Below are 21,287 nucleotides of genomic sequence, written 5' to 3' on the forward strand. Positions count from 1 at the left end.
AGCAGGTCCACCGCGGGCTCACCGCGGCGGCCGGGGCGCCGCAACGGCGCCGGCGAGGCGGTGGGCACCAGCTTGCCGACCTCCTTGACGGCGCCGGCGGCGCCGGCCGCGGAGGAGAAGTCCTTCCTGCGGTTCAGGCTGACCGAGAGCCGCACGGCGAGACCGACCAGGACGGCCAGCACGCACAGGATGTAACTGACAGTCACCCAGGTGGCGGCCGGACGGCCCGCCGACAGGCCGTGCATCAGGGCGATCGGCCACATCAGGTACGAGATCGCGTGAATCCCCCGCCACATCCACGGCTTGCCCCGGCCGATGAACCGGGAACGGGCGATACCGGTCCACATGACCAGCACCATCACCCAGCCGGCGACGGTGCCGAGGCCGACGTAGACCCGGTTAAACCCGGGCAGCAGGAACGGGACGACGATGTCGATGAAGCGGATGTGCTCCTCGGCGTACTTCGTCCAGACGTGCAGGAACAGGGCGCTCACCGCGATCACGCCGGTGGTGCGGTGGCTGGACTGCAGCAGGACACGCTGGCGGATGCTGAGCACGAGACGGTCGGTGGCGACCAGGCCGACCATGATGGTGATCGAGAGTGACACCAGGCTGATGACACCCATGTAGAACTCGATGTAGCTGAAGAAGTAGGCGTACCCGATACGGCCGGGCCGGGTCATCATCGAGACGGCCCATACCGCCGCCAGGACGCTGATGACGAGCAGTGTCACCTCGATTTTCGACACCGAACGCGTACCGGTGGATGCGACATCGACGGCCACCCGCGGGGCGGCGGCTCGCTGGTTGTTCTTCGACCGGGCCATTGACTCCTCGTTCCTTGGTGCGGTCACGTCCCGGTGGGCGGTGGGACGCCGGTGTCCGTGGGGGACACCCCGCGCTCAAGCTCTTGCGGACCCGACCCGAGGCCTTGCTTTCCCCTGCCTTGCCCCGGTCCTTGTCCTCCCCGGATTACGTGGCGGGCGGGGCTTCGGATGAACACCGTCGAAACTTTTTGCGTAGCCAGCTGGCTACTTTCCGCACATACGCGCTGACCAGCGACAACAACGGAGGGTGTGCGTTCCTAAGGAAGATTTAATCCGGCACGCCCGAGTGACGCGGAGCACCGGGTGAACCATTCCGGGCCCGCAGGCGAACTATCCAGTACGGGGGAATCGGCGGAAGGGGGTCGTCATGCGTCACCGGGTCACCGTACTGACCACAGCGGTGCTGGCCGGCGCGACGATGAACACGCTCGCGGCAACGCCGGCAGCCGCCGACGAGCCGGGGTTCAGCGTCAGCGTGCAGGCACCGGACGAGTTCACCGTCGGCGAGGCCGGCCAGACGGTCACCGCGGTGGTCACCTCGCAGAACCGGCAGTGCCGCAAGGTCCGCTGGTCGCTGCTGGTGCACGGCGGCATCGACGCGGACCAGTTGCGGGTCAGCCGGATCGAGGACGACCCGGACTTCCGGTTCCGCACCCTCACCGAGGGCGATTCCGTCCGGTTCGTCGACGAGGCCCTCGACCCGGGGCTGCTCTGCCGCGGGCGGACCGTGACCGGGCGCTGGCAGATCGAGTTCGACGGCCCGGACGGCGGCGAGATCCAGTTCGAGGCGCAGGCCTTCGACGTACGGGACCGGCTGCTCAGCACGGGCGGCGCGGCGGCCGAGGTCGACGGCGGCCGGCAAGCCGCACCGGAACCGGCGCCCTCCGCCGCCGAGGAAGAGGAGGACGAGAAGGACCAGGCGGCGCCACCCGCCGCGCCGGAGTCCGACGGCCCGGTGCCCGGCGCGCTCGCCTCGCAGGAGTCGTCACTGCTCGGACCGGGCCTGATCGTCGGCGGGGTGTTCGTCTTCCTCGGCGTGATCCTGCTGGCCCGGCTGCGGGCCCGGGCGCGGGCGGCCCGCCGCCGCGCGCAGGCCCTGCCGACCGGGTTCTACACGATGCCCGGTGCGCCCCGGTAACTTCGTATCCCGCGGGTGATTTCCCGACTCGACAAACCTCCCCGGGCGCTGCGGCCCGTACGGTGAAGACCCGCGTCACCGTCCACAGGGGGAGGACTCAGTGACCAGGTTGTCGATCCCGGGCGCCGTCGGCGCTCTGGCACTGCTCGCGGTCGCGGTGCCGGCCGGCGTCTCGTTCGCCGGAACCGACCGCGAGCCCGCCGAGTCCCGGCCCGCGCAGGCCGGCGCCGCCCAGGCGGACACCACCGCCGCCGGCGCCTCGCCGAAGGTTCCGAAATCGCTCGCGCCGCCGGCCGGCAACGTGCTGCACGCGGTGCTCAAGGCCCGCGGCGTGCAGGTCTACGCCTGCCGCGAGGGCGCGTGGTCGCTGCTCGAGCCGGCCGCCTCACTGACCGGCGTCACGCTGCACCCGGTGAAGAAGGTGACCGCCCTGCACTTCCGGGGCCCGAGCTGGCAGTCGGACCAGGACGGCTCGCTGGTGGAGGGCAGCCCGGAGGGTGTGCTGCGGGAGCCGTCGGACCACCCGGACAGCATCCCGCAGCTGCGGATCACCGCGAGGACCACCCGGGGTGACGGGGTGTTCGGCAAGGTCACCTACATCCAGCGGCTGGACACCGTCGGCGGCGTCGCCCCAGCCGGGGCGTGCGCGGCGAACGCCACCACCGCGGTGCCCTACCGCGCGGTCTACCGGTTCTTCACCGCCAAGGGCTGAGTCCGGGCCCGGGCGGCCGCCACCAGGGCTTCCGGGTCGTCGGCGTGGAAGCGGATCACGCTGACCGGCTCGCCACGGGTCTTGCGTACCGGGACCACGCGCGGGGCGGTCAGCCGCACGTCGATGCTGGTCTGGCTGGCCATGCCGAGCGACAGCACACCGTCCTCCAGCTGGGTCTGCCCGCCCGGCGGCATCGAGCGGCGGCGCACCTCGATCGACTCGATCGCGTCCCACTCCAGCAGCAGGTCGAGGGTGATGCTGTTGCGGATGCGCAGGCCGGCCGGGCCGACCAGGTGCGGGTAGACCCGCATGGTGGCGAGCAGGCCGAACATCCAGATCAGGCCGTAGACGCCGATGGCGAGCAGGGCGATCCGCACGGTCTCCCACGGCACCATGAGGTGCAGGATCGGGATCTCCAGCGCCGAGACGCCGATGAAGACGCCCAGGATCATCCTGACCGCGCCGACGTACTCGAAGCGCTCGGTGCCCGGCTCGACCGGGATCGGCCGGCGCAGGATCCAGCGGAACAGCGCGGCCCACAGCCGCAGCTCGTAGACCACGACGAAACGAAGAAGACCCCACGCCTTTGCCATGCCGGCAACGGTAGGTAACGATGCACTCGTATTGCAACAACCGGCCGGCGCCACTGGGGCGCCGGCCGGTCGCCGGATGGATCAGCCGATCAGGAGAGCGGCGGGTACGCGTTCTGCATCAGCTGCTGGAACTGCGCGGGGAACCAGGCGCCCGAGATCGGGGCGTCGGGCAGTGCGCCGGACATACTGTTGCCGTTACGGGCGTTACCGGTGTACGTCGGGTCGCACATCTGGTCGAAGCCCTTGCCCTCGTTGTTCGGGATGAGCTTGCTGGAGCCGTCCGACTCACCCGGCGGCTTCACCCAGACGTAGGCGTCGATACCCGAGGCCGGGTTCGCGGTGGGACGCTCACCCAGACCGGCACCGGACTGGTTGCACCAGTTGCCGGCGTGGATCCGGCGGTCGATGCGGGACTCGTTGACGAAGGTGTTCACGTCGGTCGAGGTGCTCGCCGCGGTCGGCCGGGCCGAGCCGCCCCAGCCGTTGCGGGAGGTGTCGATCAGCATGCCGATACCCGAGTCGAAGCCGATCGAGACGAGCCGGTTGCGGAACGCCTGAGCGAAGGTCAGCTCGTCGGTGTACATGTTCCAGTCGATCCACTTGGACTGGCGGACGCTCTGGCCGTTCACCGTGGTGGTCGGCTGGACGAACGGCTCACGCAGCGCCGAGTAGTTCGCGGTGTTGGTGATGAAGCCGTGCACGTTCTTGACGTTGCCGGAGGCGCGGGCGGCCTCGAGCATGATGTCCGCGGTCGGGCCGAAGTTCGAGTCCCAGCCGATCCAGCCGTGGTGCGCCGCGTCCACGTAGTTGTAGGTGTTGCCGAGCGCGCCGAGCTTCTGCAGGGCGTAACCGATGCCCTGCACGTAGCCGCCGTTCGCCTTCATCGTGTCGCAGGTCGCCGTGCCGCCGGGCTGGCCGGAGGTGTTGGTGACCAGGTTCGGCAGCGAGTCGATCTCGACGATGTTGATGATCCGCAGGCTCCGGTACTTCGCGTCGCCCTGGATCGCGGCGATCGGGTCGATGTACTCGGTCTTGTAGCGGGGCAGCTCGTCCGGCTTGAGCTCACCGTTGGAGGCGAGCGCCGCGCAGTCGCGGCCGGGCAGGTTGTAGATCACGAACTGGATGTAGCCGGCACCCTGCTCCAGGGCCTCGTCCAGGTGGTCCCGGACGCCCATCGAGCCGTTCGAGCTGCTGCCCGTGGTGCCGTTGATCGCGGCGATCCGGTCGATCCAGACCGCGGTCGGAGTGTTGGAGACCCGGTTACCACCGGCGACCGACTCGGCCTTGGCCTTCCACTCCGGGTTGACGTAGCCCTTCGAGCCCGCGTACGGGTTGTCCACCCGGGTGCCCGGGTCCGTCGGGTTCGACGGGGACGTCGACGGCGAGCTGGAGGGCGAGCTCGACGGGGAGCTCGACGGGGAGCTGGAGGGCGAGCCGGACGGGACGGACCCGGTGCAGACCGTGCCGTTCAGGGTGAACGAGGCCGGCGCCGTGTTGGTGCCCGAGAAGCTGCCGTTGAAGCCGAAGTTCGCCGTGCCGTTGGTCGGCAGCGAGGCCGCCCACGACGGGTTCGTGGCGGTGACGTTCTGCCCGGACTGGCTGATCGACGCGCTCCAGCCCTGGGTGATCGTCTGGTTGCCGGGCCACGTCCAGGTCAGGTTCCAGCCGCCGCTGATCGCGTCGCCGAGGTTCGTGACCGTGACGTTGCCGGTGAACCCGGTGTTCCACTGGTTGACGGTGTAGTTGACGCGACAACCGGCCGCGGCACTCGCGCTGGTGGCCATGGCGACGGCGCCGCCACCGGCCACGACGCTCACAGCGGCGGCTGCCGCGAGAGCGCGCGCACGGGTGGGGATGGGTCTCATAGAGGACTCCTCGAGACGGGGGTGGCGCGGGAGCGCGCCGAGGGAACGGCGGCCAACACATCGGTGGGGATCGTTGGCCGATGTGGACAGCATTACATGGGAGCGCTCCCAGCGCAATGATCCGGAAACACTGGAGCAACTGCCGGTTCACGACCCGTCACCGGTGCAACAACTCGCCCGGCGGTGGCCATAGTGGGATGTGACGACCCAGCACGACAGCCTCTGGCAGACCGGCGACTTCGGCCTCGTCTTCGACCGGTACGCCCGGGCTGTCTACAACCACGCGTTCCGGCTCACCGGCTCCTGGTCCATGGCCGAGGACGTCACCCAGGCCACCTTCCTGACGGCGTGGCGGCGCCGCGCGGACGTGCGCCTGGTCGACGGATCACCGCTGCCCTGGCTGCTCGTCACGGCCGGCCACCAGGCCCGCTCCGAGCAGCGCACGCTCACCCGGTGGCGTCACCGGCTGCTGCGCGCCCGTCCCGACCCGGTGGTCGCCGACCCCGCCGATGACGTGGCGGGGCGCCTCGACGACGAACGGCGTATGCGGCAGGTGCTCACGGCCGTACGCCGGCTGCCCCTGGCCGAACGCGAAGCGGTCGCGCTCTGCCTCTGGTCCGGCGTCTCCTATCCGGAGGCCGCCGCCGTCCTCGGTGTCACCGAGACCGCCGTGCGCAGCCGGGTCAGCCGCGCCCGTTCCCGCCTCGCCCGCCTGCTCGCCGAAGACCAGCCCACGGAGGAATCATGATCATCGACCTGGAGCCGCCCGCCGAGCGCGACCTGCCACCCGAGAAGGCCGCCCGGATGCGCGCCGCCCTGCTGCGAGACGTCCGGGAGCCGGCCCGCCGGATCAGCCGGGCCCGCCTCGCCCTCGCCGCCGCTGTCGTGCTCGCCGCCGCGGCCGGGGCAGTTCAGCTCCTCCCCCGCGACGCGGCAGACACCGGCGTCACCACCGTCGCCATGGGCCGGGCCGAGTTGAGCCCGTCCTTGCTCGCGACGGTGGAGAACTGCGTCGACGACCTCCGCGACGACGAGCAGAACGAGAGAACGCTGCGCACGATCGCCGCCACCGGCGAGCTGGCGGTCGCCATCGAGCGCGGCGGCCGGGCGATCGCCGTCTTCTTCGCCGAGGACGGCTACCTCACCTGCGACGAGGTCCGCTCCGGGTCCCGCGAGGGCTCCCACGGGTACGGCTACGACCGCTGGGGCGGCCAGCACGACTGGCTGCCCGGGCCGGTGCAGCGGATGAGCGTCGCCTCGTCGGAGCTCGAGCACGGGTGGGTCTTCGCCGCCGGCCGGGTCAGCCACCGGGTGCACCGGCTGGTGCTGGAGCACGGCACCGGCAACCGCACCGAGGCACGGCTGGCCAACGGCGCCTTCGGCCTGGTCACCGTGACCGAGGACGTGCAGCCCGGCGCTGAGCTGGTCGCCTACGACCCGGCCGGCCGGGTGATCGAACGGGAACCGCTCTTCGAACCGATGTCGGTGCCCGGCCGGTGCTACACCGACCCCTCCGGGAAAGTGATCTACTCCCGGGTGGTCGAGCCGGACCGCGACTGCCTTCCGGCCGAGCCCTGGAACGGCTGAGACCGGCTACCCGTAGCGCACCCGTTTTACCCCCGCCGCCGGTCCTTCCGCGGCTCAACCGCCGGTCCGCGATGCCGACCTCTAGGGCCATGAGTGTGGGCACCGAAACGCACACCGGACCGGGCGCGGACATCACGCCGGACCGGCAGTCGCTGCTGCTGGCAGAGCTGGTGGCGTTCATGACCAAGGACACCCCGTCGGTGCAGCACGTGCTCGACCTGACCACGCCGCACCTGGTCGAGGTGGCCGGGCTGACCGCCGCCACGGTCTTCGAGCTGGACTCGGAGACCGGCATGATGACCGCCACGGCGCGCTTCGGTGAACCCGGCCGGCGGGACCAGCTGGTGGCGGGCAAGGTGTTCCGCGCCCCGGCCGGTGGCAAGCCGGTGATCAACGGCGAGCAGATGGCGATCCGGCTGCGGATCGGCGGGCAGACCGTCGGTGTCCTGCTGCTGACCGGCACGGCGCTGGCCGACCTGCGCCAGGACACCATCTCGACGATGGCGCTGCACTTCGCCACCACCCTGCAGGGGCTGGCCGCGGAGAAGCAGCGGCAGTTCGTCGCGCACAGCAGCGCCACCATCCGGGAGCTGTTCGAGCAGGGCATGGCCACGGCGAACGTGGAGGCCGCCGCCGAGTTGCTGGCCCGGTCCTGCGCGACCGCGTTCCGCACCGAGCACGCCGCCCTGCACCTGATCGACGGTGACGGCCGGATCCGCTACGTGCACGGCGTCGGCTTCCCCGCGCGGATCCGCGACACCCTGGCCGAGAACCTGATCGGCAAGCCGGCCGCCGACTCCCCCGTCTGGCGGGCGTCGGCCGAGTCCGGTGAGCCGGTGATGATCGGCGACGTGACGACGGCGAAGCTGCGGACCGGCGGTTTCGCGCAGACCATCGGCACCCAGTCGTTCATCGCCATGCCGTTGATGTCCGGCGCCGGCCCGGTCGGGATGATGATGTGCGGCGACTCCGGCGGCACCCGCGAGTGGAGCTCCCGCGACCGGATCCTCGCCCAGCAGCTCGCCGTGGAAGGCGCACTGATCATGGACAGCGCGCGGATGCGGCAGGCCGCCCAGGTGCACGTCGACGAGCTGACCCACCAGGCGTTCCACGACTCGCTGACCGGCCTGCCGAACCGCAAGCACCTGCTGGACCGGGCCGAGCAGGCGGTGGATATCGCCGCCGCCACCGGCACCCGGGTGGCACTGCTGCTGCTCGACCTGAACGGCTTCAAGCAGGTCAACGACACCGTCGGGCACCACGCCGGCGACGTCCTGCTGCAGCTGGTGGCCAAGCGCCTGGAGAACACCGTGCGCCACCCCGACCTGGTGGCCCGGCTCGGCGGCGACGAGTTCTCGGTCCTGCTCACCGGCGACCCGGACGAGCACGCGGCGGTCCGCGCCGGCGAGCGGATCTGCGAGCGGCTGCGCGAGCCGTTCGACATCGAGGGCCAGGAGGTCCGGATCGGCGCGAGCATCGGCGTGGCCCTGTTCCCGTCGCACGCGATCGAGTTCAGCGCCCTGATGCGCGACGCCGACGCCTCGATGTACCAGGCGAAGCGCGGCGGCGGCGGGGTGCGCCTGACCGGCGCCTGACGCGCCGCCCAGGGTTACGAATCGGGATGAAACGGTCCGAAGCTGATAGCTTCGGGCCGCATTCCCCGATCCGGAAGGACCCCGAGATGCGCGCGACACCCCTGCTCACGGCCGCAGTCCTCGTGCTGGCCGCCGGAGCACCGGCGCACGCCGAACCGGCCCGCGTGACGATGACCTTCACCATCGCCGCGGCCGAGGTGAAGCAGGGCACCCGCGTCACCCTCTCGGGCCGCGCCGGTTTCGGCGCCACCGGCAACGCCGGCCCGGTGGAGCTCTACTTCCGCAAGCAGGAAGCCCACCCGTTCGTCCGCATCGGCGCCACCACCGCCGCGGCCTCCGGCGCCTTCAGCGCCACGCTGACCGCCCGCGCCTCCGGCGAGTACCAGGCCGTCTACCGCGGCAACCACCTCCGCGGCCGCGCCTCCGGCAGCGACTACCTCGCCGTCTACACCACGCGCACCGCCGACCGGAAGCTGTTCAGCTGGTCCGGCACGCGCGTCCAGTGCCATCCTGACTGCGCCGCCACCGGCCCCGGCCAGACCCTCGGCCCCGGCCCGGTCCGCCTGACCTTCCGCCGCTCCTGCGCCCAGCCGGATTCCAGCGGCGTCCTGGCTTTCACCGCCGAGCCCGGCTCCGTCCCGAAGCCGGGCACACCCGGCTGGCGCCACTTCCCGCCCGGCGCCACCACCACCGACATCGACCTGGTTCCGCCGGTCCGGACCGGCCACTTCCACCTGCGCTGGCACAGCCCCGCCGGCAAGAACACCACGTGCGACCTGGCCTTCACCGCCACCCAGCAGGTGGAGCAGAAGAACTACATCTGACCGCTGTCTAGACGAAGGCGCCGTGGCCGGTGATCGCCCGGCCGACGATGAGAGAGTTGATCTCCCGGGTGCCCTCGTAGGAGTAGAGCGCCTCGGCATCCGCCACGAACCGGCCGATGTCGTAGTCCAGGACGATGCCGTTGCCGGCCAGCAGTTCGCGCGCCCAGCCGACCACCTCGCGCATGCGCGTGGTGCAGTACGCCTTCGCCAGCGCCGAGTGCTCGTCCCGGTAGACGCCGGTGTCCTGCAACTGGGCGAGCCGCACGCACATGCCGAGCGACGCCGTCACGTTGCCGACCATGCGGACCAGCAGGTCCTGGACCAGCTGGAACTTCGCGATCGGCCGGCCGAACTGCTCGCGTTCGCCGGCGTAGCGCAGGGCGATCTCGTAGGCGGCGAGCATCACCCCGACGGCCTGCCAGGCGACGCCGGCCCGGGTCTGGCGCAGCACCTTCGCGGTGTCCTTGAACGAGTTCGCCCGCTGCAGCCGGTCGGCTTCCGGGACGCGTACGTCGACCAGCGAGATGTCGGCGTTCTGCACGATCCGCAACGCGATCTTGTTCTCGATCTTGGTGGCGGTCAGGCCGGCCGCGTCGCCGGGCACCACGAATCCCTTGACCTGCCCGTCCGCCTCGTCGCGGGCCCAGAGCACGATCAGATCGGCGAAGGTCGCGTTGCCGATCCAGCGTTTGCTGCCGTTCAGGACCCAGGTGTCACCCTCCCGGCGGGCCGTGGTGCGCAGCCCGGCCGCCACGTCCGAGCCGCCGGTCGGCTCGGTCAGCGCGAACGCCCCGATCTTGTCGAACTCGGTCATCGCCGGCAGCCAGCGTTCCTGCTGCTCCGGCGAGCCGCACGTCTGGATGCTGCCCATGGCCAGGCCGGCGTGCACCCCGTAGAACGTCGCCATCGACGCGTCGGCGTGCCCCATCTCCAGGGCCAGCCAGCCGTTGAGCAGCGACGACCGTTCGACGCCGGCCAGACCGAGACCGGCGAACCGTTTGATCAGGTGGGTCGGGAACTCGGCGCGGGTCCAGTGTTCGTTCGCGATCGGGATGACCTCGGTGGCCAGGAAGTCCCGCACCCGCTGGACGGTCGCGGACTCTTCCTCCGAAAGAAGGTCCTGAAAGGCGTAAAGATCTCCGGGAAGCATGTTCGGTTTCCTACCCCCGCGGGGCCACACCTAGACTTCGAACCCATGCTCACCATGCAGGACGCACTGGCCCGGTTGACCACATATTGGACGGATCAGGGCGCCCTCGTCGTCCAGCCGATGAACACCGAGGTCGGCGCCGGCACGCTGAACCCGGCCACGTTCCTGCGGGTCCTCGGCCCGGAGCCGTGGAAGGTCGTCTACGTGGAGCCGTCGGTGCGGCCCGACGACTCCCGTTACGGCGAGAACCCGAACCGGCTGCAGACCCACACCCAGCTGCAGGTCATCCTCAAGCCGGACCCGGGCAACCCGCAGGAGCTCTACCTGGGCAGCCTGCGCGCGCTCGGCATCGACGTCGCCGCACACGACGTCCGGTTCGTGGAGGACAACTGGGCCTCCCCCGCGCTCGGCGCCTGGGGCCTGGGCTGGGAGGTCTGGCTGGACGGGCTGGAGATCACCCAGTTCACCTACTTCCAGCAGGCGGGCGGCCTGAACCTCGATCCGGTCAGCGTGGAGATCACCTACGGGATCGAGCGGATCATCATGGCCTTGCAGGACAAGACCCACTTCAAGGAGATCGAGTACGCGCCGGGCGTCAGCTACGGCGAGGTGTTCGGGCAGTCCGAGTACGAGATGTCCCGCTACTACCTGGACGACGCCGACGTCGAGGCGAACAAGCGGCTCCTGGAGATCTACGCGTCCGAGGCCCAGCGGATGATCGACGCCGGGCTGCCGGTGCCCGCCCACAGCTACGTGCTGAAGTGCTCGCAGGCGTTCAACGTGCTGGACGCGCGGGGCGCCGTCTCCACCGCCGAGCGGGCCGCCGAGTTCGCCCGGATGCGCCGCCTCGCCGGTGAGGTCGCCAAACTCTGGGTGGCCCGCCGCGCCGAACTGGACCATCCGCTGGGCACGGTGGAGCCGCTCGCGGCGGCCCGGCCGGCGAGCGCCGCGCAGACCGCGTCCGGGGAACGCACCCTGGTCTTCGAGATCGGCACCGAGGAGCTTCCGCCGGCCGAGCTGCGCTCGGCCCGGCAGCAGATGCTCCGCCTGCTCACCGAGGGCCTGGCGGCCACCCGGCTCGCGCACGGCGAGCCGCGCGTCTTCGGCACGCCACGCCGGCTCATCGCCGTCGTGCCGGCCGTCGCCGCCCGCGAGGACGACCACGTGCGCACGGTCAAAGGCCCGAAGACCCAGGCGGCGTACGGTGCGGACGGCACCCCCACCAGGGCGCTGGAGGGTTTCGTACGCGGTCAGGGCGCCGCTCTCACCGATGTCACGAACGAGGAGCTGGGCGGCGTACCCCATGTGGTGCTGAAGAAGCACGAAGCCGGCCGTGCGGCGCCGGACGTGCTGGCCGCCGTGCTCGCGCAGGTCGTGACCGGACTGCGCGCGGCCAAGAACATGCGGTGGAACGACCCGAAGCTGGCCTTCAGCCGGCCGCTGCGCTGGCTGACCGCGCTCTGGGGCGACGACGTCGTGCCGGTGACCGTGTCCACGCTGGCCGCCGGCCGCGAGACCCGGCTGCTGCGCACCGCCGAACCCGCCACCGCCGAGATCGAGTCGGCCGAGACGTTCCTGGAGACGCTCGGCCTGGGCGGCATCGTCGCCGACCCCGAGGACCGTCGCGAGCTGATCGTGATCGGCGCGCAGGACCTGGTCTACCCGGACGGGCGGATCGACGTGAAGGGCGAGGCGCCCCTCATCGACCAGATCACCGACCTGGTGGAACAGCCGACGCCGCTGCTCGGGACGTTCGACGAGGCCTACCTGTCACTTCCGGACGCGGTGCTGACCACGGTGATGCGCAAGCATCAGCGCTACCTGCCGGTGCGGGACGCCGACGGGGCGCTGCTGCCGATGTTCGTGACCGTGGCGAACGGGCCGGTCGACGTCGAGCTGGTCCGGGCCGGCAACGAGGCCGTGCTGCGCGCCCGGTACGAGGACGCGGCCTTCTTCTACCGCGCCGACCTGGCCACCACGCCCGGCGACATGCGGGCCCGGCTCGCCCGGCTGACCTTCACCGACAAGCTGGGCTCGATGGCCGAACGGGCCGACCGGATCGCCGCCCTCGCGCTGGAGATCGCCGACCGCCTCGGCCTGCGCACCCCGGTCCTGGAACGCGCCGCGTCGCTGATCAAATTCGACCTGGGTTCGCAGCTGGTCACCGAGATGACCAGCCTGGCCGGGGTGATGGCCCGCGACTACGCGCTGCACGCCGGCGAGGACCGCCCGGTGGCGCAGGCGGTCTACGAGGCCGAACTGCCCCGCAACACCGGCGACGAGCTGCCGCGCAGCGTGCCGGGCGCGCTGCTCTCCCTGGCCGACCGCCTCGACCTGGTCGCCGGCCTGGCCGCCACCGTGGGCCTGCCCACCGGATCCAGCGACCCGTTCGCGGTGCGCCGGGCCTTCCTGGGGTTGATCGCGGTGCACCGGGCCACGCCCGAGCTGGCCTCCCTGGACCTGGTGGAGGCGCTCGCGTACGCGTCGCAGCCGGTGCCGGTCCCCCGCGCGGTCGTCGACGCCTGCGGCGAGTTCCTCGCCAAGCGCCTGGAGCAGGTGCTCGTCGAGGAGGGCCAGCCGGTCGACCGGGTACGCGCGGTGCTGCCGCACGCCGCCCGGCCGGCGGTCGCCGACTCGCTGCTCGCCTCGCTGGCGCCCGCGGTGAGCGATCCGGGCTTCCGCGCGGTGGCCGAGGCGGTCCAGCGGGCCCGGCGGATCGTGCCGGCGGGCACCCCGGCCGGCTACGACCCGGCGGCCCTGAAGGAGCCGGCCGAGCTGGCGTTGCACGAAGCCGTGGGCCGGGTGCCGGCCTTCACCGACGTGCCGGGGTTCGTCGCCGCGACCGCTCCCCTGGTGGCGCCGCTGGGCCGGTTCTTCGACGAGGTCTTCGTGATGGCCGACGACCCGGCGCTGCGAGCAGCCCGGCTGGGTCTGCTCGCCACCGTCCGGGACCTCGGCGAGGGCCTGCTCGACTGGTCTCACCTGCGGCTCTGACCGCCCGTCAAGCCGGCTGCGGCGGGGGTGGGAGGCCGAACCTGCGCCTCTCCTCCTCGTTCAGCGGGCGGTGTCTCACGCCGGCGGCCTCCGGCGGGTCGCCCGGCACGGTCCAGACCAGCACGGTGCCGTCCTTGCCCGTCGAGCGGAGCTCGTCGTCCCAGGACAGGTGGACGGACGCGTGCAGAGGTGGCAGCCTCAGCACGGCACGGCGGACTCCCGTCCCGGCGTCCCAGAGATGGATCCAGTCGTTCTCGGACGCCGCGATCGAGGTTCCGTCGGGCGACCAGCACAGCGCCCGGAGCGAGCCGGGCAGATCGGCCGGAACCACGGTGTCACCGGTGCGGACGTCGCGAATGCATCCGCCCGCCCGGCCGATCACCGCCAGCCGGTCACCGGCCGGCGACCACGCGAGCGTCTCGATCTTGCCGGTTTCGCATCGCAGGCGTACCACGACGTCCCCGGCCGTGACGGAGCAGAGGACCACCTCATCGGTGCCGCCGACGGCCAGGGTGCTGTCGTCGGTGGCCCAGGCGAGCGGGCCACCAGCGCTGGTCCCCGGCTCCCATCGGCACCGCGTCTGCCCGGTCCGGGCGTCCAGGACCGTGACCGCGGCCTCCTCACCGGTGAGAAAGAATCCGCCGCTCTCGGTCGCGGCGATCCACTGCCCACCCGGCGACCAGCAGAGAGTGGTGAGACGGTCCGGCACGGGGAAGGAGGAGGCGGCGCGCGTGCCGGCACCCGGCGCCCAGAAGGCGATCCACCCGTCCGTCAGCACGGCGATCCGGCGCCCATCGGGTGCCCAGGTGGCATCCCAGGCGTCCTCGCTGCCGGCCAGCGTCATCGGCAGCCCGTCGAAGGAGACCACGGTGGCCGCGCCGACGTTCGGAACGTTGACCGCCCGGCGGTGATCGGGTGCCCAGGCGAACCGCCGCAGAAACCCGGATGCCAGGGTGACGGTGGTGTCAGCCCGCCGGTCCAGGATCTCGGTGGCGCCCAGGGCGCAGACCAAGACATGCCGGCCGTCGGGCGACCAGTTCAGCGAGTGTGCCCGGTAGACGACCGGCGACCGCTGCAGCACGGTCCCGTCGGCGGCGTCCCGGAACTCGACTCCGTCGCTCTCGTCGTCCGAGACGGCAACCGCCAGCGTGCGGCCGTCCGGCGACCAGGCGAACACCTCGAGCCCGTCGAACACCCATTCCGAGCACCGGACACCGTCCTGGTCATAGAGAGTCAGCAGGCAGTCCCCGCTACCCGAGAACCGTCGCACCGGCCTGCTGAGGACCGCGATCCGGTCACCACGCGGCGACCACACCAAGCGGACCGGCTCACTGCGGCGGTCCCGTCGCCGGCGGAGAACCGGGCCACCGCCGACCGGACAGATCTCCAGCGCCTCCTCGTCGACCATCGCGATCCGGTCGCCCCGAGGTGAGCGCGCGCGCAGACCGGCCAGGTCGGCCATCCCGGGTCGCACCCGCATCGGCTCGCCTCCGGAAAGGTCGTACAACGCGACAAGCCCCTGCTCCTCGATGACCTCGAACCGGTCGGCCCGGCTCCAGCTGAGATTGCCCGGGCCCCACCTGGCACACGGCATGTCGCGCACCCGCACGCCGTCCGGCAGCCGCCACAGCTGCGCCGACTTGTCCTCGCCCACCAGCAGATGACTTCCGTCCGGGCTGAGGGCCAGATCCTCGCACGGGAACGGCACCGGCACCCGGCTCACCGCCACGAGCCGGCCGCCGCTCGTCCAGGTGCAGATCTTGCCGGTGTCGTCCACGGTCCGCACGTGCTGCCCGTCCGGCAACCAGGCCGAGGTGATGATCCGGCCGTCGTGCCCGTTGCGGAGCTCCCTCAGCTCGGGAGTGGCGACCAGACCCCACAACGTCGCGGCGGCGATCGGGGACGGCGTCAGCTCCCGGACCGCCGTGGCGGCAATTCCGATCGCCAGGTCGAGATCGCGGCCGGCCAGCTCCTGTGCCCAGGCCGCGGCCCGGTCGGCGCGCACCCGCTCGTCGTCGCTGTCCCCGGAGGCCGAGGCGGCGAAGAAGCGCTCCAGAGTGGGCGACCTCGTCAGCCCAGCCGTCGACTCCAGGGCATGCTGCAGGGCCCGGCCCCGCAACAGGTCGTCGTCGAGGTGGGAGACCGCCCACGCCGCGGCGCGCTGCTCCAACAGGGTGATCAGATGGAGGGCGGTGCGGTGCTGCTCGGCGAGGTCGGCGAGGGTCCGCCAGTGCCGGAACAGCGCGTCATGGCTGAGGAGCACCCGCCGGCCGGCATCGAGGTCGGTGACGAGGCGGGCCTGACGCAACTCCGCCACGATTCGCCCGGACTCGTCGTCCAGGTCGGCCAGGGTGACCGTACGCCGGACCGGGCCGTCCCGCTCCCAGCCCATGAACCGCAGGAGTACCTGGTTGATCGCATCCTGCGGGTGGGAGGCCTGAAGCTCTCGATGCACCGTGTCGGCGTGCGCGGCAATCGCGCCACCGACGCGCCCGGCCGCGTCGTACCGGGCGGTGGTGATCTTGTCGTGCTCAGCCTCGCTGAAGAGCCGCTGCAGCAGGTGGCCGAGCAACGGCAGGGCGTCGCCCACCGTCGCCTCCGCGACCATGAGGTCGACCAGGCCCGGTTCGAAGGACACCCCGGCCGCCTCGGCCGGGCCTTCGATGGCGGTGCGCACCCGCCGGGGATCCAGGGAGGCGACCGGCACCGGCAGGTCGAAGAGTCCCCTGTGCAGGCCGGTGGCGGTGGCCAGGAACTCGGGCCGCATCGTGGCCAGCACCGACAACGCGGGTTTCGCCACCAGCGCGGCGTGCAGCAGGTTGAGGAACGGGCCCCGGTCCTCTTCCCTGGAGAGCGTGAACAGGTCCTCCAGTTGATCCACCACCAGGACCACGCGCTTCTGGTCGCCGGCCAGCAGCGCGAGGAACAGCTCGGGCGCGGCTTCCCGCTTCGCCTCGTCGCGCAGCAGCGCCGCGGTCCGGGCGTGCTCGGCCGGCGTTGCGCGCCCGGCGGCGACGGCGAGCTCGAGGAAGACGTCGGGACCCGGCTGGAACGGGCCGATGACGCGCCACTTGCGCGACAGCCGGGGCAGCACACCGGCGCGCAGCAGGGACGACTTGCCGCTGCCGGACGGACCGACCAGCGGGACGAGGCGCTGTTTCGGCGCCAGCCCGGCCCGGTCGATGCGCTGAAGGACTTCCGCGGTCTCCCGGTCGCGCCCGAAGAACACGGCGGCGCGATCGGCGTCGTAAGGCGCCAGGCCGGGGTACGGGTTCTCCGGCCCGGTCCAGGTGATCGCGTGCCGGCGGCGCCGCCAGGCACGCCAGCCGAACCAGACCGCGATGGAGATCGGGACCCAGATGTAGGGGTAGGCGGTCAACGGCCGCAGGGGCGCCCACCAACCGCTGGTCTCCGCGGTGAGGATGTTGATCGCGAAGCCGAAGAACAGGCTGACGAAGAGCGAGCTGAACTCGCCCGCACCGGGATCGGGTCGCTTCCTGATCTGCCCAGGCTATGCGCGGGCGACGCATTCACCACTGTCGAGTTGCCGTCACACACCGGACCCGGGATGGGCGGGAGTCGTTCACTTGATGGCGCTCGATCCATGCCGGCGCGACGGGGACACGCCGGGTCACCCTTAGTGCTGCGTTCGCCGGGCGGTCATGTACTTGTTCGATCTCGGACGGATGCATCACGTCGACTGCCTTTCGGATCCCCGGCGATCGTCGCCGGAGAAGAGTTCGGTGGAGGACAACGTGGCAGATCGCCGTCAGGTGCTGCGCTTCGGCGCGGTCGCGGCCGCGACGCCGGTGCTGGCCGGGGCTGCTTCAGCGCCCGCGTGGGCCGGGACCGGCAGGCCGGGCGGGAAGCCCGCGCCGCTGGTGGTGGGACACCGGGGCGCCTCGGGCTACCGGCCGGAGCACACGCTCGCGTCGTACGAACTGGCCGCCCGCATGGGGGCCGACTACATGGAGCCGGACCTGGTCATCACCAAGGACGGCGTGCTGGTGTGCCGGCACGAGCCGGAGATCGGCGGCACCACCGATGTGGCGTCGCGCCCGGAGTTCGCCGGCCGCAAGCGGACCGTCTCGCTCGACGGGGTCAGCGTCACCGGCTGGTTCACCCACGACTTCACGCTGGCCGAGCTGAAGACGCTGCGCGCCACCGAGCGGATCCCCGCGCTGCGGCAGCAGAACACCCTCTACGACGGCCGGTTCGAGGTGCCGACCTTCCAGGAGGTCCTGGACCTGCGCAAGCGGCTCTCCCGGGAGCTCGACCGGGACCTGGGGGTGTTCCCGGAGACGAAGCACCCGACCTACTTCCAGCAGCTCGGCCTGGAGCTGGAGAAGCCGCTGGTCCGCACGCTGCGGCGCAACGGGCTGGACCGGCGCGGCGCGAAGGTGTTCGTGCAGTCCTTCGAGGCGGCCAACCTGCGCACGCTCGCCGGTGAGTACCGCCTGCAGGTGCCGCTGGTCTTCCTGACCGGCGCGTCCGGTGGGCCGTTCAACGACCCGCGGTCGTACGCGGAGTACCTGACCCCGGCCGGCCTGAAGGAGCTGTCGCAGTTCGTCGACGGGCTCGGCCCGGAGAAGAGCCAGATCATCCCGCGCAAGGCGGACGGGACGCTGGGCACCCCCACCGCCCTGGTGGCGAACGCGCACGCGGCCGGCCTGAAGGTCATCCCGTACACGTTCCGGGCGGAGAACTCGTTCCTCCCGGCGGAGCTGCGCGTCGGCACGGACGTCAGCGCGTACGGAAAGGCGATCGACGAGCAGGTCATCTTCCTGCGTACCGGGATCGACGGCCTCTTCACCGACAACCCGGACATCGGTGTCCTGGCCCGCACCCTGATCTGAGCACGAGAAAGGCCCGGCGCCGGGCGCCGGGCCTTTCGAGGTCTGCCTACTTCGCGATGAACGTGGGGTAGATGTTCGAGAAGTCCATCTTGTAGCCGAAGCCGCCGGCCACGATGAACGTGATGCCGAGGACGACCCCGACGACGACCACCGCGAAGAGCAGGTAGCCGAGCACGGTGCCGAGCGGGCGGCGGCCACCGGGGACGGTGACGCCGCTCGGGTTCACCGCGGCCTCGCCGGCGCCCCAGGCCAGCGAGCGGATGCCGAGGGCGAACAGGATCGGCAGTCCGGCGCCGAGAGCGAGCCCGGCCAGCAGCACCTGCCACGCGCCGTCGAGCGCGAATCCGAAGTTGTGCATGTCGCGCCTCTCAGTTCGCCGCTACGGCGGGGACGGCGGCGGGGGTGGCGGCTGCCGGAGCGGTGTCGCCGTCCCAGTCGTCGTTGACGTTCTCGTGGTCGACCCGGCCGCTGCGCGAGCGCAGCCACATCGCGCCGGACGCGAGGACCAGCAGGGTGAAGACCACCAGGGCGCCGGCGGTGCCGCCGACCGCGTTGCCGATCCACCAGGTGACCGCGCCGAACAGGCCGGCCGCGGGCAGCGTGATCAGCCAGGCGGCGACCATGCGGCCGGCGACCGCCCAGCGGACCTTGGCGCCGGGGCGGCCGAGGCCGGAGCCGAGCACCGAGCCGGTGGCGACGTGGGTGGTGGAGAGCGCGAAGCCGAGGTGGCTGGAGGCCAGGATGACCGCGGCCGCGCCGGACTGCGCGGCGGTGCCCTGCGGCGGGTTGATGTCGGTGAGGCCCTTGCCGAGGGTGCGGATGATCCGCCAGCCGCCGAGGTAGGTGCCGAGCGCGATGGCGAGGGCCGCGGAGACCTTGACCCAGAGCGGGATGTTCTCCAGGTCGCTCCAGTGGCCGCTGGCGATCAGGGCGAGCGTGATGACGCCCATGGTCTTCTGCGCGTCGTTGGTGCCGTGCGCGAGGGAGACCAGCGAGGCGCTGCCGATCTGGCCCCAGCGGAAGCCCTGCTCGGTGAAGCGGGCGGCCACCCCTGCGGTGATCTTGAAGATCACCCAGGTGCCGACGGCCGCGACGACGGCGGCGATGACCGGCGAGATCACCGCGGGCAGGAGCACCTTGCCGACCACGCCGTCGAGCTTCGAGCCGTCGCCGCTCCAGTTGACGCCGGCCCAGCCGAGGCCGGCGACGGTCGCGCCGACGAGACCGCCGAAGAGGGCGTGCGACGAGCTGGAGGGCAGGCCCAGCAGCCAGGTCAGCAGGTTCCAGATGATCGCGCCGACCAGGCCGGCGAGGATGATGAGCAGCAGGCCGCTGCCGCCGTCGGCGAGCAGTTCGGTCTTGGGTGCGCCGCTCTTGTCCTGGATCTTGACGACGGCGTTGGTGACGGTGAGCGCGACTTCCACCGAGAGGAACGCGCCGACCAGGTTCAGAACGCCGGAGAGCGCCACAGCGGTTTTGGGCCGTAGCGCCTTGGTCGCGATGGAGGTGGCCATCGCGTTCGCGGTGTCATGGAACCCGTTGGTGAAATCGAAGGCCAGGGCCGTGAGGACCACCAGCGCCAAGATCACGGATGTTTCTGTCACGCGCAGATCGTGACCGAGTGAGACCACCGGCGGCCAGAGCGAAAACGCTACATGTACAAGATTCGGCCCCCGTTAACCTGCCGTTTTCCAAAGTTGATCGGGCTGTGAGCAACCCATTACGAATCGCATCCGTCAACTACGAACGGGTGAACAGTTTTTTAGATCCGTTCGGCTGATCTCACCTCGGAGGCCGCCCGGACGAACTCGCGGATCCGCTCGGTGGTGCCGGCCCGGCGCCAGACGAGCCCGCGGTTGATCGGCGGGGCGTCGCTGATCGGCACGTAGACGATGTCCGGCCGGGGGTAGTACGAGCGGCTGTGCGAGCCGACCGGCAGCACGCCCCGGCCCATCGCGACCAGCGTGAGCATCTCCGAGAAGCTGTTGCCGGACGGCCCCTTCGGCACCGCCCGGCCGGACGGGGTCCGCTCCGGGGTGCGGTCGCGCTTGAAGGCGTTCGAGGTGACCGCCGGGTACTGGATCACCGGATGGTCGGCCAGGACCTCCAGCGACACCTTCTGTTCACCCGCGAGCGGGTGGTCCGCAGCCACCGCGAGCACCCGTTCCTCGGTCAGCAGCACCGGGCCGCACTCCATCCCGTCGAACGGGTACGACGCGAAGAGGATGTCCACGCTGCCGTCGACCAGGCTGGCCCGCGAGTTGGCGAGCTGCACCTCGACCACGTCGACGGCGCAGTCCGGGTGCCGTTCGCCGAACCGGGCGGCCGCCTTCAGCAGCAGCGGCGCGGTCCACTCCCCCAGGAACGCGACGCGCAGCCGGCCGCTGACGCCCCGGCCCGCCTCGGCGGCCCGCCGGATCGCGTCCTCGATCCCGGCCACCAGCGGCGCCAGGTCGCCGGCGAGGCGGGCGCCGATCGGGGTGAGCCGGACGACCCGGCTGGTGCGCTCGAACAGCGGCGCGCCGACCCGGCGCTCCAGCCCCTTGATGACGTGGCTGACCCGCCCGGTGGAGATCCGCAGCAGCCCGGCGGTCCGCCCGAAGTGCAGCTCGCGGGCCAGCGTCAGGAAGGTCTCCACCTCGTACCGCTCGAGCATCCCGGCTTCCCATCGTTGACTTGAGGTCAACGATCGTAGCGTGATCGGATCTTGGTCGCCCGGTCCGTCCGGACCACGATGAACGGCATGACGACAACGAAGATCACCGTGACCGCCTTCGATCACCTGGTGCTGAACGTGGCCGACGTCGAGCGGTCCCTCGCCTTCTACTGCGGCAAGCTCGGCCTGGCTCCGGTCCGGGTCGACGAGTGGCGCGCCGGCCGGGTGCCGTTCCCGTCCGTACGGATCACCGCCGACACCATCATCGACCTGGTGGCCGCGCCCCGTCACGCGTCGAACGTCGACCACCTGTGCCTGGTGGTCGAGCCCTTCGACGGACTGGCCGGCCAGTTCACCGTGCTGGAGGGGCCGGTGCAGCGCTTCGGCGCCCGCGGCACCGCCACCTCGATCTACGTCAGCGACCCCGACGGCAACACCGTCGAGCTGCGCTGGTACCCGTGACGGGCGCCGGCCGGGCGAACCGCCCGGC

General features: G+C 71.4%; 16 protein-coding genes and 1 pseudogene. 9 read left to right on the plus strand and 8 right to left on the minus strand.

Features of this window, described 5'->3' with window-relative positions; translation table 11 throughout:
• A pseudogene (locus AB0F81_RS22880) lies at positions 1 to 827 on the minus strand (translation initiation factor III); the annotation flags it as partial.
• A 367-nt stretch (positions 828 to 1,194) separates the two neighbouring features.
• Here AB0F81_RS22880 and AB0F81_RS22885 point away from each other — a divergent pair.
• Both AB0F81_RS22885 and AB0F81_RS22890 read left to right on the plus strand, forming a co-directional pair.
• A complete protein-coding gene (locus AB0F81_RS22885) occupies positions 1,195 to 1,965 on the plus strand; it encodes a hypothetical protein (RefSeq protein WP_360200399.1) in 771 nt (256 codons plus the stop codon).
• 100 nt (positions 1,966 to 2,065) lie between these two features.
• Positions 2,066 to 2,677, plus strand: a complete 612-nt coding sequence (locus AB0F81_RS22890; protein ID WP_360200401.1) for a DUF3455 domain-containing protein — start codon at positions 2,066 to 2,068, stop codon at positions 2,675 to 2,677.
• Here AB0F81_RS22890 and AB0F81_RS22895 read toward each other — a convergent pair.
• Complete coding sequence (locus tag AB0F81_RS22895) at positions 2,650 to 3,270, minus strand: hypothetical protein (RefSeq protein ID WP_360200403.1); 621 nt, start codon at positions 3,268 to 3,270, stop codon at positions 2,650 to 2,652. The genes AB0F81_RS22890 and AB0F81_RS22895 overlap by 28 nt on opposite strands.
• Before the next feature lie 89 nt (positions 3,271 to 3,359).
• A complete protein-coding gene (locus AB0F81_RS22900) occupies positions 3,360 to 5,135 on the minus strand; it encodes a glycoside hydrolase family 6 protein (RefSeq protein ID WP_360200405.1) in 1,776 nt (591 codons plus the stop codon).
• 199 nt (positions 5,136 to 5,334) lie between these two features.
• Between AB0F81_RS22900 and AB0F81_RS22905 the strand changes: the two genes are divergently transcribed.
• From AB0F81_RS22905 to AB0F81_RS22920, 4 genes are all read left to right on the plus strand, one after another.
• Positions 5,335 to 5,883: an RNA polymerase sigma factor gene (locus AB0F81_RS22905; protein WP_360200407.1), complete on the plus strand. Its 549-nt coding sequence runs from the start codon at positions 5,335 to 5,337 to the stop codon at positions 5,881 to 5,883.
• Positions 5,880 to 6,722, plus strand: coding sequence for a hypothetical protein (locus tag AB0F81_RS22910; RefSeq protein WP_360200409.1), 843 nt, complete (start codon positions 5,880 to 5,882; stop codon positions 6,720 to 6,722). The genes AB0F81_RS22905 and AB0F81_RS22910 overlap by 4 nt, the downstream gene beginning before the upstream one ends.
• Before the next feature lie 89 nt (positions 6,723 to 6,811).
• Entirely contained in the window at positions 6,812 to 8,317 is a 1,506-nt protein-coding gene (locus tag AB0F81_RS22915; RefSeq protein ID WP_360200411.1) for a sensor domain-containing diguanylate cyclase, read from the plus strand.
• Between the two features lie 86 nt (positions 8,318 to 8,403).
• On the plus strand, positions 8,404 to 9,141 hold the full coding sequence (locus tag AB0F81_RS22920; protein WP_360200413.1) for a hypothetical protein: 738 nt from the start codon (positions 8,404 to 8,406) through the stop codon (positions 9,139 to 9,141).
• A gap of 7 nt (positions 9,142 to 9,148) precedes the next feature.
• On the opposite strand, the gene AB0F81_RS22925 is transcribed toward AB0F81_RS22920, so the two are convergent.
• Positions 9,149 to 10,291 (minus strand): acyl-CoA dehydrogenase family protein, encoded by a 1,143-nt coding sequence (locus AB0F81_RS22925; protein ID WP_360200415.1) that lies wholly within the window; start codon positions 10,289 to 10,291, stop codon positions 9,149 to 9,151.
• Positions 10,292 to 10,336: 45 nt separating this feature from the next.
• Here AB0F81_RS22925 and AB0F81_RS22930 point away from each other — a divergent pair, with 45 nt between their 5' ends.
• Positions 10,337 to 13,285 carry a glycine--tRNA ligase gene (locus AB0F81_RS22930; RefSeq protein WP_360200417.1) on the plus strand — a complete coding sequence of 983 codons (2,949 nt, stop codon included), beginning with the start codon at positions 10,337 to 10,339 and terminating at the stop codon, positions 13,283 to 13,285.
• Positions 13,286 to 13,292: 7 nt separating this feature from the next.
• Here AB0F81_RS22930 and AB0F81_RS22935 read toward each other — a convergent pair whose 3' ends face one another.
• Positions 13,293 to 16,664, minus strand: a complete 3,372-nt coding sequence (locus AB0F81_RS22935; RefSeq protein ID WP_360200419.1) for an AAA family ATPase — start codon at positions 16,662 to 16,664, stop codon at positions 13,293 to 13,295.
• Positions 16,665 to 17,040: 376 nt separating this feature from the next.
• Between AB0F81_RS22935 and AB0F81_RS22940 the strand changes: the two genes are divergently transcribed.
• Positions 17,041 to 18,141 carry a glycerophosphodiester phosphodiesterase gene (locus AB0F81_RS22940; RefSeq protein WP_360200421.1) on the plus strand — a complete coding sequence of 367 codons (1,101 nt, stop codon included), beginning with the start codon at positions 17,041 to 17,043 and terminating at the stop codon, positions 18,139 to 18,141.
• Between the two features lie 46 nt (positions 18,142 to 18,187).
• Here AB0F81_RS22940 and AB0F81_RS22945 read toward each other — a convergent pair whose 3' ends face one another.
• The 3 genes from AB0F81_RS22945 to AB0F81_RS22955 form a co-directional block, all read right to left on the minus strand.
• Positions 18,188 to 18,499, minus strand: a complete 312-nt coding sequence (locus AB0F81_RS22945) for a hypothetical protein (RefSeq protein WP_360200423.1) — start codon at positions 18,497 to 18,499, stop codon at positions 18,188 to 18,190.
• Between the two features lie 10 nt (positions 18,500 to 18,509).
• Positions 18,510 to 19,745 (minus strand): inorganic phosphate transporter, encoded by a 1,236-nt coding sequence (locus tag AB0F81_RS22950; RefSeq protein WP_360200425.1) that lies wholly within the window; start codon positions 19,743 to 19,745, stop codon positions 18,510 to 18,512.
• A 158-nt stretch (positions 19,746 to 19,903) separates the two neighbouring features.
• Positions 19,904 to 20,797, minus strand: coding sequence for a LysR family transcriptional regulator (locus tag AB0F81_RS22955; RefSeq protein WP_360200427.1), 894 nt, complete (start codon positions 20,795 to 20,797; stop codon positions 19,904 to 19,906).
• Between the two features lie 87 nt (positions 20,798 to 20,884).
• On the opposite strand from AB0F81_RS22955, the gene AB0F81_RS22960 reads away from it, so the two are divergent.
• Entirely contained in the window at positions 20,885 to 21,259 is a 375-nt protein-coding gene (locus AB0F81_RS22960; RefSeq protein WP_360200429.1) for a VOC family protein, read from the plus strand.
• Positions 21,260 to 21,287 lie beyond the last annotated feature (28 nt).

The organism is Actinoplanes sp. NPDC024001 (assembly GCF_040638955.1).
In the GTDB taxonomy this organism is placed as follows: domain Bacteria; phylum Actinomycetota; class Actinomycetes; order Mycobacteriales; family Micromonosporaceae; genus Actinoplanes.

Bases quoted from the DNA above. Each gene is read 5' to 3' on its own strand.
- AB0F81_RS22900 (WP_360200405.1), bottom strand. From the start codon at position 5,135: ATGAGACCCATCCCCACCCGTGCGCGCGCTCTCGCGGCAGCCGCCGCT.
- AB0F81_RS22930 (WP_360200417.1), top strand. From the start codon at position 10,337: ATGCTCACCATGCAGGACGCACTGGCCCGGTTGACCACATATTGGACG.
- AB0F81_RS22960 (WP_360200429.1), top strand. From the start codon at position 20,885: ATGACGACAACGAAGATCACCGTGACCGCCTTCGATCACCTGGTGCTG.
- AB0F81_RS22910 (WP_360200409.1), top strand. From the start codon at position 5,880: ATGATCATCGACCTGGAGCCGCCCGCCGAGCGCGACCTGCCACCCGAG.
- AB0F81_RS22895 (WP_360200403.1), bottom strand. From the start codon at position 3,270: ATGGCAAAGGCGTGGGGTCTTCTTCGTTTCGTCGTGGTCTACGAGCTG.
- AB0F81_RS22925 (WP_360200415.1), bottom strand. From the start codon at position 10,291: ATGCTTCCCGGAGATCTTTACGCCTTTCAGGACCTTCTTTCGGAGGAA.
- AB0F81_RS22945 (WP_360200423.1), bottom strand. From the start codon at position 18,499: ATGCACAACTTCGGATTCGCGCTCGACGGCGCGTGGCAGGTGCTGCTG.
- AB0F81_RS22955 (WP_360200427.1), bottom strand. From the start codon at position 20,797: ATGCTCGAGCGGTACGAGGTGGAGACCTTCCTGACGCTGGCCCGCGAG.
- AB0F81_RS22920 (WP_360200413.1), top strand. From the start codon at position 8,404: ATGCGCGCGACACCCCTGCTCACGGCCGCAGTCCTCGTGCTGGCCGCC.
- AB0F81_RS22915 (WP_360200411.1), top strand. From the start codon at position 6,812: ATGAGTGTGGGCACCGAAACGCACACCGGACCGGGCGCGGACATCACG.
- AB0F81_RS22885 (WP_360200399.1), top strand. From the start codon at position 1,195: ATGCGTCACCGGGTCACCGTACTGACCACAGCGGTGCTGGCCGGCGCG.